The sequence below is a fragment of the Legionella yabuuchiae genome, assembly GCF_900640115.1.
GTDB classification, from domain to species: domain Bacteria; phylum Pseudomonadota; class Gammaproteobacteria; order Legionellales; family Legionellaceae; genus Legionella_A; species Legionella_A yabuuchiae.
This window is the reverse complement of the sequence record NZ_CAAAIW010000011.1, coordinates 42383-56882: the sequence shown is the minus strand read 5'-3', so window position 1 is coordinate 56882 and position 14500 is coordinate 42383. Positions and strand designations below refer to the sequence as shown.

Sequence of the window (14500 nt, the reverse complement as noted above, 5' to 3'; positions counted from 1 at the left end):
TGCTCGTCTACCTCATCTCCCCGACTTCCCCAGTCACAAGCCGCAGGAAGTTGGCAGGGAGAGAGCAGTTACCGCATAGTTTATTATTTTAAACTACTCATGGGGGAGGGAGGTAAAGATAGGGAAGGATTATCTCCTTCTGGCTGTCTAAGTGGTGGTAACGTAAACATTCCAACACTGGAAGGTCTAGCTAAACTTGGATCTCGGGTGAATAAATCCAGTTTTATAGTTTTACGTGGTCTATCATGTTCCTCTTCGCGTTGGGGACGATGAGGGGCTCCATAGACGCATTCTTTTTCCGCAGTCGGTTGTGCTGAAAACGCTTCGAGTTCTTTAGAAGAAAATGAAGTGCTTACCCATTCAACCAGCTCAGACATGGTATAGCGATTTTGGCGAAACGGCACGGAAGACTCAATGCAGAGCGTATCTGAAAATTGAACCACATCGGATATCTGTTCACGATTGTGAATCAAAACGGCCAAGCCCCATTTAATGGATTCAAAGCTTGGGCGAAAATCGCCGCTTTTATTATTAATTGCGACAATGGTTTTAAAATCACTGGAAAACTGAATGTTTCCCGCAGCAAGGCAGGTGGCTTCGTCGCGTGTTTTACCCGTCAGTTGATAATGCGCCGGGATACGCGCTCCAGGAAAGCCTTCAAGGCCAAACCATAACGCATACTCTTCATCGAGCAAATATCGAATTTTATAATCATCCTCATCCTCAAAATCACTTAATGGTTTTTCCTTAAGTTCTGCAAGTAACAGATGAAGTTGTGCCATCGGATATATTGTTAGGCGCGCGTCTTTGCGAAGTGGTCTAGAGCCTGGTTCGGTGCGAATTATTTTTGGAGCATCGCCAGAGTCTTGAAACAACTCAACAAGAGATAGGTTGGGCATAATTAAATCTTTGTGCAAAAATAAGCATCATACCAGACTAACAAAAAAAACAACAGACCTTGGATGAATAAAGTACTGAGGTTCTGCCATTAAAAATGGGCAAGGGCAGGGGGCACAAGGGCACCATTAGTATCGAGCACGGGCACGTAATAGTTTAGTGGTTTTTTATTCGGTAGGTAGCCTATCTACTTGACCGATTTATAGTCTCGGGCCAGGTAAGAGAAATCAGATCTGTAGAAGGAATCTTCTAGCGAGCGTATTCCTCTTCTAATGCGCGCTGTATCGTCGGGTATTTAAACTCAAATCCAGCATCCAACAAGCGTTTGGGCAGGACGCGCTGCCCGCGGTTAATTAAATATTCACCCATTTCCCCAAACAGCATTCGAATGACAAAGCTTGGGGTTTTTAAAAACAACGGACGATGTAAAACGTCTGCAAAGGTTTTAGCAAATTCTTTTTGAGAAATAGGATTAGGAGACGTTAAATTAAACGCGCCTAATAGATTTGGGCTATTTAATAAAAAATGATACCCCCGAATGACATCATCAATATGCACCCAGGAGAGGACTTGTCTACCATCTCCAATGACGCTTCCTAAGCCTAATTTAAAGGTGGGCGCTAGTTTTCCGAGCATACCATCGCCTCGTTTTAGAACGACTCCAAAGCGAGTAATGGTGACTGGCATGCCGTATTGGATCGCAGGCTCAAGGGATTGTTGCCATAAAATTCCCACTTCACTTAAAAAATCGATTGGTTCATCGAAGGAAATTGGTGAATCTTCATCAAAAGCTTTGGGGTCGTCATTTTTTTGAGTCCCATAGATGCCAACGGCGTTGGCAGAGTAAAAGTGGGGTTTTGCTTGAGATTCAATAAGCCAGTTGATTAATAAGGTATTGGTGTTGACTCGTGAGTCAATAATCAATTGTTTCGTTTTTTCAGTCCAACGCGAGTCGGCGATATTATGCCCCGCCAGGTTAATGACGGCATCAAAGGAAAGCGCATCTAACGTGGCAAGTTTATCCCAAGTGCAAGGAGTCACCCGTTGTCCGAACGTTTCGGTTACGTGATCTGTTTCACGACTTAACACCGTGATCGAATGAGTAGGTAATAACGAGTTGACGAGTTCTGTTCCGATTAACCCTGTACCACCAGAGATTAAGATATTCATAGGTTTAATTCCATTCTGCATAAGTTTGGAAAATCACATTGCTGGCATAGGCTTATCCGATTTGGCTTTGGTGGACAATAGCCTTGGCGGAATTCTTCCGCTAAGAGACTAAGCTGTTCACGCCAGGTGTGTCGCAATTCACTCCAATCTTCTTCTTTTTTTAGTGATTTGATTCCATTTAGGTCCGTATCTTCAGCGCTAAGGCCGCTGAGGGCTAATTTACCAGCTTTTAATTGTAAAAACAGCAATGCATTAATGGTTTCATCTAAAAGCGCATACAACAGCATTTGCGGCTCTTCTGGGCGCGAGGAATTCCAAGGCTTATTCGCAGGGAGAGTCGTTTTATAGTCAATGACCCACGTATGAGGACCAACCTGGTCTAAGCGGTCCACGCGTAACGTTAAAGGGATGCCAGCAAGCTCAATGGTATGGGTTTGTTCGATGGCTAATACAGAAAAAGCGCAGCGTTGTTTTTCCCACTCTAAACACGTCTGCACTAATGTCTTTAAGCGGCTATACTCAATTTGTTTCATTAAAGAAGGAAATGAAAGCATGCGAAAATCGGTGTAGCGTCCCACCGTTTCTTGAATGATTTGTTCTATTTTATGATTAAGATCTTCAGCCGATAGGGTTAAGAGCGTTTTTTGATCGCCTAATTGCTGCCAAATTTTTTCCATAATTTTATGAAGCATTTGACCTCGTTCACTGGCATCGGGTCCTGCAGTGATGCTTTGCAGAGCTTTGGCATGCAATCGATGCGTTGCAAACGCTTTAAAAGGGCATTTGGCTTGGTTGCCTAATAAAGAAGTGCCCCCCGAAAAGGGTTCGTTTGGTAGCAGGGGAATAGAATAAGTCTCTTCTCGTCTTATGAGTTTTGAAGTTATCTCATGAACGATTGGCAAAGAAGCATACAATGGAAGTTCGCTAATTAAAGGGCTAGGTAGAGCGGGTGTATCGCCCAACAAACACGCGTAACTAAAAACGCTCTGTTTAGAAGCGTTTTGTAATTGTGTCATAGTTGAGTGTGCGAGCTTTAATTCTTTTTCAGGAAGTGATTTTGGCATCATAACACGACGTTGCATTTCAATGGGGATAAACGCCGATAATGATGTTTTTTGCGGCAAGGTTTGGTCGTTCATTCCACAGACCCACACGCTATCAAAGCGACAACCCGTGGCTTCTAATAAGCCCAGCACTTGAACGGAAGAAGAAGGTTGTTTAATTTGAAAAATGGTGGTTTTGGCCAAGCGCGTCAAACAGCCTAAGGCTTCGGCTTTTGATAAATTCTCTGCCACCGTGGTTAACTGCAAAAATTCTTCAAATACTCCTTCTAGCCTCTGTAAGTATTGATAACAGGCGGAATTAAGCGAATATTCTCCAGGAAAGCCAAGTCCTATTAGCCGTTGTTTAAAATAACCCACCCATTCGCTTGGAGCAGCAATGCTGGGATAGGGCTTCAGATTAGTTAAAATTTCCGTTAATAGGGGTAAATCGTTTTGCAATGCTTTTATAAAAACATCAAAAGAAAGGACGCTTTCTTTCAGAAATTTATTGTTTTGGACGCATTCAGAACGTTTTAAAAACTCACGTTTGGATCCGCCCAAGTAAGGTGAAAGCAGCACTAATCGCGCGGTTTCGTTGTTAATAAAGGTTTGGTCTAGATGAATCCAAAGCAAAGCATGCGAAATTAAAGGATGCTGCGTTAATGGCTCGCCTAAGGAAATATTAAAGGGCACATCGGGAATCTGACGTTGAATTAGACGTTTAAGACGCTTGGATTTGGTTTGCAGTTCGGGAACGACGACACCAATGCGCTGGTCGCCTGCGCATACCCTGGAGGTTAACCAAGCCAACATCTGCTGGTATTCATCTTGTTCATCTATGGCGGAATAATAATAGGAATGTTCTGACTCATTGGGACGTTCAAATTGATATTGTGCACAAGATCTTGCACTAAACCCTTGTTGTAACGCTTCTTGCTGCGGAGTGTAATCATTGAAACAGACCCAAACCAGTATTATGTCTTGAATGGCTTCTAAATAGCGCAATATATAATCGACCAGTTGATCTTGGGTGATGGCGTGGTGTGTCGTTAATTGGTCTTGATAATGGTGTTGCCAGCGTTGAAACTGCTGTGTTTGCGGTGTTTGTAAAAAATCGGGATGGTCAAGTTCGATTTGCCATTGACGACAGGTCGTCCAGGCGCTTTGAACTTCTTGCAATAAGCCTTCTGGCAAAGGATCAATCTCTTGTTTCAATAACCCATACCATAAGTAATATTCTTGAATCGCATTTAAGACAATCGGATGTTCTATAAAGGGCCTGGCGTGAATAATCTGCTTATAGAGATGGTGTAAAAACGATTGATAAGGAAGACATAGAGGCTTATCCGTAACCGTATGACCGGTTTGTGCACTATAGTCGCCAAGCAATTGATTACTTAAGCGGTTATTCGGAGTAATAATGACTGCACCTTGCCGCATAAGATCATGCAGCAAGGGTTGTTCTGATAGTTTTCTTATGGTCATGTATGATCCTAGAAATAGCAGTTAAGCTCTACTACACAAGTTAATCTTTCAAAATACTAATTTGTTCTATCGCCCAAAAATTAGCATTTTTGAACGATCACGGGTATAGCGCTGAGCCTGTTGGATTTTTTTAATATTTTTTGCCCATCTTAGTGGAGACTACTGCATTCACAAAAAATATTAAAAAAATCCAACATCTTCAGCACTCTTAACTTGCTCGCTATGAGCTCAACTGCTTTTTCTAGGATGATTCGAATTATGGTGGTTGGTTGTTATTGTCGCTTGACCGTATTTAGCCGTTTTGGGTTTAACCACTTTTTCTTTATCGTGCGTTGGCTTTCGGGTGACGTAAAGCGCATCTAACATATGATAAGCCAATCGTCCTCTTAAATAAATGGCAGCCGCTCCCCCTAATAATGCTAGCCAAAAACCAATCAGGATAAAACTATAAAAGAGTACCAAAAAATACATTTCAATTAAATTTATCAAACTTGCATCATCGAACAAATGGGGCTGAGTCCCTGAAAAGAAGTATAAAAATCCAAGGGTATGAACGGGAAGGGCGGACACCACCATTAAAAATCCATATAGAAATACTTTTTTCTTATAGGGTTTAGGGCAATGAATAATCCGTTTTCCGAATAGCGCTCCGAATACTGCGGCAATCACCGCAGCTAGGATAAGAGCCTGGAAAAAGTGTAATAATTGTTGTACCCCGACGGAGTATAGAATGGAATCAACGACAATATTGGCAATCACAGCCAAAAGGGCAAAATAGATTGCAGAGAGAAGTCGAGGATGGTTGATGGTTAACGCTTCATCTTTTTGTTCCGTCATAGTTAGTCCTTATGTTCTTCTTATCGCGTTAGTGCACAACAGGTGATTGAGCGTGTAGCTGTCTCCTAATTTACGACACCTCCTTGTGTCTTACAGCATCATCCGTAAGCATCCGTGATTAAATTAAGAGACAACGTACACGTTCAATCACCTGTTGTTGTTCCATAATGTATTATTTTAGACCATTAGTGCTTGTTTTGTGTCTATTCTAAGTATTTTTTTTGTAAAAAAGTCGAAAAATTGCTGTAGCGTTTTGAATTATCTACACTTAAACGTAAGAAAAAATAAATGGATAAACACAATGGATATTATTCCGTTTTTAAAACTTATGGCCGATCGCGGCGCTTCTGATTTGTATTTTAGTGTGGGCACGCCCCCACATATTAAAATTGAGGGAGTAACTTCAGCCGTCGGTAAAGCCCCCTTAAAATCTGAGCAACTAACAGAAATCGCACAATCGATGCTAACCGATGCGCAAGAAAAAGAATTTAGCGCTGAGATGGAGTTAAACATTGCACTTTCGGTTGAGAATGTTGGGCGTTATCGCGTCAATCTTTTTCGACAAAAAGGCGATGTTGGGATAGTGATTCGATATTTAAAAGGGACGATCCCTTCACTTGAAGAACTCAATCTACCCCCGATCTTAAGCTCGATCGTTATGGAACAACGCGGTTTAGTTTTGGTGGTAGGTGCAACGGGCTCAGGTAAATCCACAACCTTGGCGGCGATGATTGATTACCGCAATGAGAATCAATGCGGACATATTCTGACGATTGAAGACCCAATCGAATACATTCATGATCATAAGCAATCCGTAGTCGACCAGCGTGAAGTCGGTATTGATACGCACAGTTACGACAATGCGTTAAAAAACGCCATGCGCGAAGCTCCCGATGCAATATTAATCGGAGAAATTCGCGACCGCGATACCATGAAGCATGCCATTGCTTATTCAGAAACTGGGCATCTTTGCCTATCCACCTTACACGCGAATAATGCGAATCAAACCATGGATCGCATCATCAACTTTTTCCCTGAAGACGCTAAAAAACAGCTTTTATTGGATTTGGCATTAAATTTGCGCGCGATTATTTCACTTCGTTTAATCCCTGGGATCGATGAGAAACGTGTACCTGCCGTCGAAATCTTGCTGAATTCGCCTTATATTTCAGATTTAATCGAAAAAGGAAAAATTGAAGAAATCAAAGAAGCCATGGAAAAAGGACGTGAACAGGGGATGCAGACCTTCGATCAAGCGTTATTTGACTTGTATAAAGCGGGTAAAATTTCTCAGGAAAATGCGATTCGCTACGCCGATTCCAAAAATAACGTGCGACTTAAAATTCGCCTATCTGAAGAAGGTGGGGGGGATACCGATACGGATTTAACCATTGAGAAAGATGAATTTGATAAGTTTTAAATCGGGCGCAGGTGGCGCCCGTAATGACTAGCGATAATAATATCGGCCGTTGTAATAGTAGTATCGACGCTCTTGAGATTGACCAATTTGTTGTCCGATAAGAGCACCGGCACCAGCCCCAACGACCGTTCCTAAGGCACTACCATCTGAAACAGCATAGCCAATACCAGCCCCTGCTGCAGCACCGGTCGTTGTTCCTACTTGAGTTGGGGTACACGCCCCTAGTCCTAATAGACATCCACATAACGTTGTTGATAAAATTATTTTTTTCATAGCTCAATCCTCTTGAGTTAAATTTAATCCTTTCATAACACATACTAGTACAAAAAATGGAAAACTAGAAGAAAATATGATCACTAAGGTTTTTTTGAAATAAAAAAGCAATCTTTTTATTTAGCCAGCGATTCCCGGTGATTTTTGAACACCCAAAAATCCCCTCTCCCCGCAAGCAGTGTGGGGAGAGGGGTTTTTGATGTGTTGTACAAAAATCACCGGGAATCGCTGTTATCTAGCTTATTTGACTTGTTAAACGCCTAATCTGGGATTAGTATTGTCACAAATAATCTTCAAAGACATGAGGAGCTTATGTTTAAAGGCAGCATGGTGGCGCTCGTTACACCGTTTAAGGACGATCAAGTGGATGTGGATACCTTGCGTGAACTGGTCGAGTTTCACATTGATGCTGGCACTCACGCTATAGTCGCTGCAGGAACCACAGGAGAGTCTGGAACACTTAATCATGATGAAAAACTCCTTGTTATAAGAACCGTGGTCGAGCAAGCTAAGGAACGTATCCCGGTTATTGCAGGCACTGCGATGAATGCCACAAAAGCTTGCCTCGAGTTGACGATTGATGCGATGGAGCTTGGAGTAGATGCGGCATTAATTATGACTCCTGCTTACATCAAACCTACGCAAGAAGGGCTTTATCAACATTATCAGCACATCGCCGAGCAAGCCGCATTACCGATTATTTTATACAATGTACCGGGACGAACGAGTTGTGATCTTTTGCCAGAAACAGTGGTGCGATTATCAGAGATTTCAAACATTATCGGCATTAAAGAAGCCACAGGCACGCTAGAGCGTTTAAAAGAAATTTTAGCCGGATGTGAAGGTCGACTAGACGTCTATAGTGGGGACGATCCCACCGCGGCTCAATGGTTACTTTCCGGCGCAAAAGGCGTGATTTCGGTCACGGCAAACGTTGCCCCCAAGTTAATGGCGAAATTGTGTGACGCCGCACTAGATGGTAATCAGGCCGAATGTTTACGAATTAACGAACAATTAATGCCCTTGCATGAGCAATTATTTTTAGAGTCAAATCCAATTCCCACGAAATGGGCTTTAAATAAAATGGATTTGATAAGGGATGAGATTCGCCTTCCTTTAACCCAATTATCCAAAGAACATCATCAAACATTGGAAACGACCTTAAAAGCATTACAACTGGCATAAATGCCAGAAAATCCTATCTCCCATTGCTGGATAGGGCTAAGGTGAGGGCAGATCGCCAACGCTTGCAATCATAGAATTATCGAGGTAATTTGTGCGAAAAATTATAATCTTACTTTTAACGTTGCTGTTAATTTCTTCCTGCGCGTCCTATTATAACAGTAATGGCAATCAACAATATTTACAAAGCCATAATGGACCTGATCTGGTTATCCCCCCACCATTAACGGGGTCTAACATCAGCGGTTTTTATGTTTTGCCGCCGAAGCCTCAGGATCCTAGGGTTACCATTCAGCCGCCACAATGATGAGGGAGAAGATGGCAGAGCTTGAAACTGAATATGCCGTGATCCAAGAACTTTCGCGACGCATTGTAGAAGCGCAAAGCAACATTCGCATTCTTGATGCCATTAAGTGGGATGAAACCATCCGGCGCGATTTTTTTAAGCACAAGGGCAAAAAACTTCCCGCTGTAGATGAAACGTATTATCAAAAACACGCACTTCCTTATAATCCAGACGAAAAACAAGATGAATTTCGCGGAATCTTACGAGATGCGCAAAATCAACTTGGCCAATATTCTCCAGTCACGCGTTTAATTAAACGTCAATGCGATGAGTACATTCGCGCCATACAAATGCTGCAAGCGCGAGGAACCCCCACGTTTTGCGAAGTGGCTATGGAATTATACGGCAGTCCCGCGGATGCGTTTTACGTCGATGGGCCACGGCTTTCTGAGCTAGGTTCTTTGCTGTTTGACGTTTTAACCACACTGGATGTGAAATTACAATCCGAAGCCGATGAAAAACGATATACAGCCGTGGAAGCACAAGCCATTCTACAACCACGACTCAGCGCTTTTTTTAGTGAACACGGCGATAAAATGACCGTCACGGTCAGCGATGACATGGTGGCTGATGCTTCCGCAGGAGCCGATAATATTAAGTTGAACCAGCAAGTCATGTTCAGCGAACGAGATTTAAAATATTTAGAAGTCCATGAGGGTTGGGTGCATGTAGGAACTACTTTAAACGGCGCTACGCAGCCTTTTTGTTTTTTTCTTTCTAAAGGTTCTCCTTCTTGCAGTGTGATTCAAGAGGGTTTGGCGGTGTTGACGGAGATTATTACCTTTTCTTCTTATCCTGGACGGTTAAGGAAAATTACAAATCGTGTCATCGCTCTAGATAAAGTCACTCATGGCGCTAATTTTTTAGATATATATCATTATTTTCTAGAATGCGGCTTTGAAGAAGACGACAGTTACAACCAAACGGTCAGAATTTTCCGTGGCAGCACACCCACAGGCGGCCCATTCACCAAGGATTTATCCTATGCGAAAGGGTTTGTGCTCATCTATAACTTTATCCGCTTTGCCATCAGCCAACATCGCATTGAAACCATTCCGTTATTGTTCCTAGGAAAGCTTGTGCTCGATGATTTACCGCTGCTTAGCGAATTAAAAGATCATGGGTTATTGGAGGATCCGTTATACCTCCCACCACAATTTCGAGACTTAGCCGCTCTAAGCGCCTGGATGAGCTTTTCATTATATTTAAACAAATTCGACTTAAACGAAATCCAAAAAAACTTCCGTTTTCTTTTGGTGTAAAGTCGTAGCTCTTATGAAGCGTTGAACACTCGATTACACTGCGTTTCATTAAGGCCACATGAATTTAATAATTTGTTAATCTTTTTTAACTATAATTAATTTAAATTATTTCAGTTGAGTATTCATATGTCAGATCAATATAAATCATATCGTAAAGGCGAACCTTTAATTAAAGTGTTTTCCTCGGATGAGGCGCGACGCAAGTACAAAGAAGCTTTGGATGCTATAATCGCTGCAGAGAACGGTTTGGAGACAACAGATCTACAAGCCTTCAAAACTATTGTTCAACAACATATTGATGATATTGATCCCACATTAAAAGGCATGCTTGATGATGAAGATTTGGCTCGTTTTCGAGGTGATTGTGTTCGAAGACGCTTTAGACTAGGGCTGCAAGAATTAAAACCAGGAGAAGTATATGAATTTTCTCAACTAACGTCTGATGGCATGTTAAATTGGCTTATTGCGCATCAAGAAAAATTTGGTGCTAAAGTAATCAGTCATTATCAAAAAAACCAAATCGGTATAGACGCCCTCTTTTTAGAAAAAGAGGCTAAAGAAATTGTAGTTGAAATCGAACTCAAAACAGCTTTAGGACAATTAACTACCGAAAGTCTTCAATCACTCAAAGACCGTCTTGATTTTATCATTCCTTCCGATAGTAACAAGGAGCTACAAGCAACGTTGGCTTTTCAGCCATTATCTCAGAAGTTAAAAGATGCGAACATGAATCTCGAAGAAATCTTGAAAAATACTTTGAGCTTAAAAAAGAAAGGCTACTTCAAAACGGGTATACTTTTACCATTAATTCAAAAAAATGTTGTAGAGGCGCTACAAAAAAAACAAAGTAAAGCTCCGGCGGTAGACATGTATGCGGATGATGAGACACAGGGTGCGGCAGACACAAAGCGCTGGGCCAACATTATTATGGAAGCAGGAAATACTGACGGAAAAGATGCGCTGGGTTTTATGAATGAAGTGGTAAAAGAAAAAGAATTTATTAATTTTTATCCTAAACGAGTTTCGGAGGATCAACTTTATAGAGATCCAGTCTCGTCTGTAACATTTGGCGCGAAGCAGGCTACCTTTCGTGGTAAGCGCTTAGAGTCTAATGAAGTGATTCGCTCTATGATAATATTCAAAGAAACTAGTGGATGGATGCGAAAGGAAGTTCCTAAATATGGCGTGTTAAAACAAGGTCATGGTTATGTTTCGGATTATTCTGACCCCGGTTTATCCAATGCTCATCAAGCCAGGGTCGCACTCAAACAAGTTAGTATGTTATTAGCGAACCGTGAAACAGGAAAAAAGATTCCTGTTACCATTAGTGGGAAAGATCCTAAGATGGTCAAAAAGGTATATGCTGCGCTTCTCATAGTATTTGGTGACAGAACTGATTTAATTAATCTCCGTGTTCCTGGAGTAAAACCTGTGACTAACTCTAAAGAAAGAGAGGAATTTATCCAGAAAAATCTTGTCAAACACTTGCAAGCTACTGAGATTGATTCTGAATTTCAAAAATTAGCGTCTGCACATGATAAATTTAAAGCAAAAATGCAGGAATTAAAGCCGAGTAAAGCAGAACAAGAAGCTGGTTTAGGCATCGAAAATGAAGAAGAAGTAAATGTTTCTTATACTCCCAGTGGAAGGTTTATAAAATAACTAATAATAAAGGCCATTATGGAACAAAAACAATCGGCAATCGGGGTATTTGACTCCGGTATGGGAGGCCTAACCGTTCTTCGTGCGTTACGACAAACGTTACCGCAAGAATCCTTTATTTACTTAGGTGATACCGCGCGGTTACCTTATGGAACCAAAAGCCCTGCCACCGTGCAGCAATACGCCGTGCAGATGGCAAAGGTCCTGGTAGAGCAGGGGATTAAAGCGTTGGTGATCGCTTGCAATACGGCGACTACGGCCGCGTTAACCCATTTGCAGAGTATTTTGCCTGATATGCCCGTGCTTGGGGTGGTATCGCCAGGTGCTGCGGCGGCAATTCGCGCCACTAAAAATCATCGCATTGGGGTGCTTGCTACTGAAACAACCATTGCAGCCAAGGCTTATCATAACTTGATTGTCGAACAGCTCCCTCAGGCCTTAATTCAAAGTCGCGCTTGTAGTCTACTTGTGGCTTTAGCGGAAGAAGGCATGGTGGATAACGCAATTGCTCAGTCGGTGTTAAATCACTACCTCGATGGTTTTAAGGACGAAGATACGATCTTATTGGGATGCACTCATTTTCCGGTGTTTAAGCCCTTATTACGAGCGATGCTCCCTCCACAAGTTGAGATCGTTGATTCGGCCGAATCAACAGCAGAAGCCTTAACCCAATTACTGGCAGAAAAAAATCTCTTAAATTCTAGCGATAAAGCAGGCTTAACCCAGTATTTGGTCACGGACTCCATTAAACGCTTTCAACAAGTCGGCGAATTGTTTTTAAACCAGACCATCACCAAAAGCGACGTGATTTTAGTCGATGTTCATACGTAACCCTAAAAATTATTCAGCTTTGGGTGGTCGGTTCATTAACTGTTGTACGGCGTTTTCAGCGCTGGTGCGACCTTGGATAATGTCATTGACCTCATGACAAATGGGCATTTCAATGTGATGCGCTTTTGCCAGCTCAATGACTTGCGCGGCATTGTGCTTTCCTTCAACCACTTGACCAATGGCGGCTTCAGCCTCTTTTAAATCGGCTCCTTGGCCTAATTGCAAGCCAAAGCGGCGATTACGAGATTGATCATCCGTACACGTCAGCACAAGATCGCCTACGCCCGCAAGCCCCATAAAGGTTTCTGGATTTGCGCCAAGGCTTATCCCCAAGCGACTCATTTCTGCCAACCCGCGTGTGATGAGTGCGGCTTTGGCATTAGCGCCATAATTTAAGCCATCGCTGATGCCACAGGCAATGGCTAAGACATTTTTAACCGCGCCACAAACTTGAACGCCAACCATGTCTTCGCTTTGGTAAACTCGAATGTTACGATGGTGAAGCAAGTTGCACATGCGTTTAACATAAGCGCTATGATTTCCTGCTACAACAAGCGCCGTAGGTAGTAATTTAGCCACCTCTTTCGCAAATGAAGGGCCCGATATAGCGGCTATTGGGCAATCGTCCCATTTCTTGCGAACCAGTTCGCTTAATAACTCATGTGTCTTGGGATCAACGCCTTTTGTTAACCATGCCAGTCCGGATGTGGGTTTAGGAAGTGTTGCCAGTAAGTCAGCGAACGCATGTGAGGGTACCGCAACTATGAGTTCATCACAGCTTTGAACGGCCTCTTCAAGGTTTGCGGTAACCCTCAACGATTCAGGAAAGATAATCCCTGGAAGATAGCGAACATTGCAACGATGCTGTTCTATCTCTGCAATGGTATTAGGATTATGACCCCAAAGCAGAACGCGATGGCCGCTGTGCGCTAAGTGAATTGCTACAGCGGTTCCCCAAGATCCTGCCCCCAATATGGCGACCGTTGTTTGTTTCATGCTCTTCGATTCCCTTGAAGACATTTCTCACCATTAATGTGTTTTTTCTTCCGATTTTTCTTGAGCTGCTTTTTGTTTCTCTTCTTGTTGTTGCATGTACAACGCATCAAAATTAATTGGCGCGAGAACTAATTGAGGGAAACTGCCACGAATCACTTCAGCCGTGATGGCTTCACGTGCATAAGGGAACAGAATATTAGGACAGAAGCTCCCTAGTAAGTGATCCAGTTGTTCCGCTGGAGCGCCTTGAATGGTAAAAATACCGGCTTGGGTCACTTCAACTAAGAACGCGGTGGTATCCTGATTTTTAACGGTGGCGGTAACGGTTAAGGTGACTTCATACGCGTTGTCTTCTAACTTGATGTGCTGAGTGTTTAAATCTAATGAAAGCTCAGGCTGCCATTTTTGTTGGAAAATCTGAGGAGTATTGGTGGTTTCAAACGACAAGTCTTTAACGTAAATACGTTGAATCATGAATTGCGCTTCTTGGTTTTGTTGTTGATTGTTCGCTTGTTGGTCGTTCATAGTATTATTATCCTTGTTTTATTTTCTTGAGGAGTTATTTGCCTTTAACCACAGGCAAATTAGCGGCAACCCAGGCAGACATTCCGCCCGATAAAACCGTAACGTGCTCATAGCCTTGTTCCCGTAATTTAGTGGCTAAAGCCGGAGATTGCAAACCTCGAGCGCAAACTAAAATGATGGGCTTTTGTTTGAACTTTTTAAATCGTTCTTTATCAAAATCCTCGGGATTAGCACGGAGAGCATTAATAATATGCCCCGCTTTAAACGATTCAGCATCACGTGTATCCACCACAACGGCATCTTGATGGTTAATGAGATCCACCGCTCCTGCAGGCGTTAGTTCTTTAGCGCGACTTTTTTGACTAATCAATTCATTAATAAAAATCAAGATCAAAATAATGACTAAAGCAGACCATAAAGCCCAATGATTAATAATGAATAGTCCAAGTTGTTCCATGGTTTACCTGATGTTTTGATCGTATTGGGGCGATTATCCTAATAATGTCTTGTCAACGCAAGCCAAACCTTAATTGGGAGGTAAAAAATTGGGCTCTCTCGCAAAAGTTTTCAA

General features: G+C 42.4%; 13 protein-coding genes. 5 read left to right on the top strand and 8 right to left on the bottom strand.

Annotated features, from left to right (window positions below):
• Positions 1-83: 83 nt before the first annotated feature.
• The 4 genes from E1O47_RS05800 to E1O47_RS05785 form a co-directional block, all read right to left on the bottom strand.
• Positions 84-899: a hypothetical protein gene (locus E1O47_RS05800; protein ID WP_133130326.1), complete on the bottom strand. Its 816-nt coding sequence runs from the start codon at positions 897-899 to the stop codon at positions 84-86.
• A gap of 247 nt (positions 900-1146) precedes the next feature.
• On the bottom strand, positions 1147-2067 hold the full coding sequence (locus E1O47_RS05795) for a TIGR01777 family oxidoreductase (RefSeq protein ID WP_133130325.1): 921 nt from the start codon (positions 2065-2067) through the stop codon (positions 1147-1149).
• Positions 2064-4595: a PD-(D/E)XK nuclease family protein gene (locus tag E1O47_RS05790; RefSeq protein WP_133130324.1), complete on the bottom strand. Its 2532-nt coding sequence runs from the start codon at positions 4593-4595 to the stop codon at positions 2064-2066. Before E1O47_RS05790 ends, E1O47_RS05795 begins: the two co-directional genes overlap by 4 nt.
• Positions 4596-4823: 228 nt before the next feature.
• Positions 4824-5432, bottom strand: coding sequence for a hypothetical protein (locus E1O47_RS05785; RefSeq protein WP_133130323.1), 609 nt, complete (start codon positions 5430-5432; stop codon positions 4824-4826).
• 301 nt (positions 5433-5733) lie between these two features.
• Between E1O47_RS05785 and E1O47_RS05780 the strand changes: the two genes are divergently transcribed.
• Positions 5734-6852: a PilT/PilU family type 4a pilus ATPase gene (locus tag E1O47_RS05780; protein WP_133130322.1), complete on the top strand. Its 1119-nt coding sequence runs from the start codon at positions 5734-5736 to the stop codon at positions 6850-6852.
• Positions 6853-6879: 27 nt separating this feature from the next.
• On the opposite strand, the gene E1O47_RS05775 is transcribed toward E1O47_RS05780, so the two are convergent.
• Positions 6880-7125 (bottom strand): glycine zipper domain-containing protein, encoded by a 246-nt coding sequence (locus tag E1O47_RS05775; RefSeq protein WP_133130321.1) that lies wholly within the window; start codon positions 7123-7125, stop codon positions 6880-6882.
• A 312-nt stretch (positions 7126-7437) separates the two neighbouring features.
• On the opposite strand from E1O47_RS05775, the gene dapA reads away from it, so the two are divergent.
• The 4 genes from dapA (at position 7438) to murI (ending at position 12408) form a co-directional block, all read left to right on the top strand.
• Complete coding sequence (dapA, locus tag E1O47_RS05770) at positions 7438-8310, top strand: 4-hydroxy-tetrahydrodipicolinate synthase (RefSeq protein ID WP_133130320.1); 873 nt, start codon at positions 7438-7440, stop codon at positions 8308-8310.
• A gap of 315 nt (positions 8311-8625) precedes the next feature.
• Positions 8626-9915 (top strand): flavohemoglobin expression-modulating QEGLA motif protein, encoded by a 1290-nt coding sequence (locus E1O47_RS05760; protein WP_133130318.1) that lies wholly within the window; start codon positions 8626-8628, stop codon positions 9913-9915.
• A 126-nt stretch (positions 9916-10041) separates the two neighbouring features.
• Positions 10042-11577, top strand: a complete 1536-nt coding sequence (locus tag E1O47_RS05755) for a hypothetical protein (protein WP_133130317.1) — start codon at positions 10042-10044, stop codon at positions 11575-11577.
• Between the two features lie 18 nt (positions 11578-11595).
• A complete protein-coding gene (gene murI, locus E1O47_RS05750; protein WP_133130316.1) occupies positions 11596-12408 on the top strand; it encodes a glutamate racemase in 813 nt (270 codons plus the stop codon).
• Positions 12409-12417: 9 nt separating this feature from the next.
• On the opposite strand, the gene E1O47_RS05745 is transcribed toward murI, so the two are convergent.
• The 3 genes from E1O47_RS05745 to E1O47_RS05735 are packed head-to-tail and all read right to left on the bottom strand — an operon-like array spanning position 12418 to position 14386.
• Positions 12418-13404 (bottom strand): NAD(P)H-dependent glycerol-3-phosphate dehydrogenase, encoded by a 987-nt coding sequence (locus E1O47_RS05745; protein WP_133130315.1) that lies wholly within the window; start codon positions 13402-13404, stop codon positions 12418-12420.
• Between the two features lie 33 nt (positions 13405-13437).
• Positions 13438-13929 carry a protein-export chaperone SecB gene (gene secB / locus E1O47_RS05740; protein ID WP_133130314.1) on the bottom strand — a complete coding sequence of 164 codons (492 nt, stop codon included), beginning with the start codon at positions 13927-13929 and terminating at the stop codon, positions 13438-13440.
• 34 nt (positions 13930-13963) lie between these two features.
• Entirely contained in the window at positions 13964-14386 is a 423-nt protein-coding gene (locus tag E1O47_RS05735; protein WP_133130313.1) for a rhodanese-like domain-containing protein, read from the bottom strand.
• Between the last annotated feature and the right edge of the window lie 114 nt (positions 14387-14500).

Coding starts and splice junctions, on each gene's coding strand:
- E1O47_RS05800 (WP_133130326.1), bottom strand. CDS start 899: ATGCCCAACCTATCTCTTGTTGAGTTGTTTCAAGACTCTGGCGATGCT.
- E1O47_RS05795 (WP_133130325.1), bottom strand. CDS start 2,067: ATGAATATCTTAATCTCTGGTGGTACAGGGTTAATCGGAACAGAACTC.
- E1O47_RS05790 (WP_133130324.1), bottom strand. CDS start 4,595: ATGACCATAAGAAAACTATCAGAACAACCCTTGCTGCATGATCTTATG.
- E1O47_RS05785 (WP_133130323.1), bottom strand. CDS start 5,432: ATGACGGAACAAAAAGATGAAGCGTTAACCATCAACCATCCTCGACTT.
- E1O47_RS05780 (WP_133130322.1), top strand. CDS start 5,734: ATGGATATTATTCCGTTTTTAAAACTTATGGCCGATCGCGGCGCTTCT.
- E1O47_RS05775 (WP_133130321.1), bottom strand. CDS start 7,125: ATGAAAAAAATAATTTTATCAACAACGTTATGTGGATGTCTATTAGGA.
- dapA (WP_133130320.1), top strand. CDS start 7,438: ATGTTTAAAGGCAGCATGGTGGCGCTCGTTACACCGTTTAAGGACGAT.
- E1O47_RS05760 (WP_133130318.1), top strand. CDS start 8,626: ATGGCAGAGCTTGAAACTGAATATGCCGTGATCCAAGAACTTTCGCGA.
- E1O47_RS05755 (WP_133130317.1), top strand. CDS start 10,042: ATGTCAGATCAATATAAATCATATCGTAAAGGCGAACCTTTAATTAAA.
- murI (WP_133130316.1), top strand. CDS start 11,596: ATGGAACAAAAACAATCGGCAATCGGGGTATTTGACTCCGGTATGGGA.
- E1O47_RS05745 (WP_133130315.1), bottom strand. CDS start 13,404: ATGAAACAAACAACGGTCGCCATATTGGGGGCAGGATCTTGGGGAACC.
- secB (WP_133130314.1), bottom strand. CDS start 13,929: ATGAACGACCAACAAGCGAACAATCAACAACAAAACCAAGAAGCGCAA.
- E1O47_RS05735 (WP_133130313.1), bottom strand. CDS start 14,386: ATGGAACAACTTGGACTATTCATTATTAATCATTGGGCTTTATGGTCT.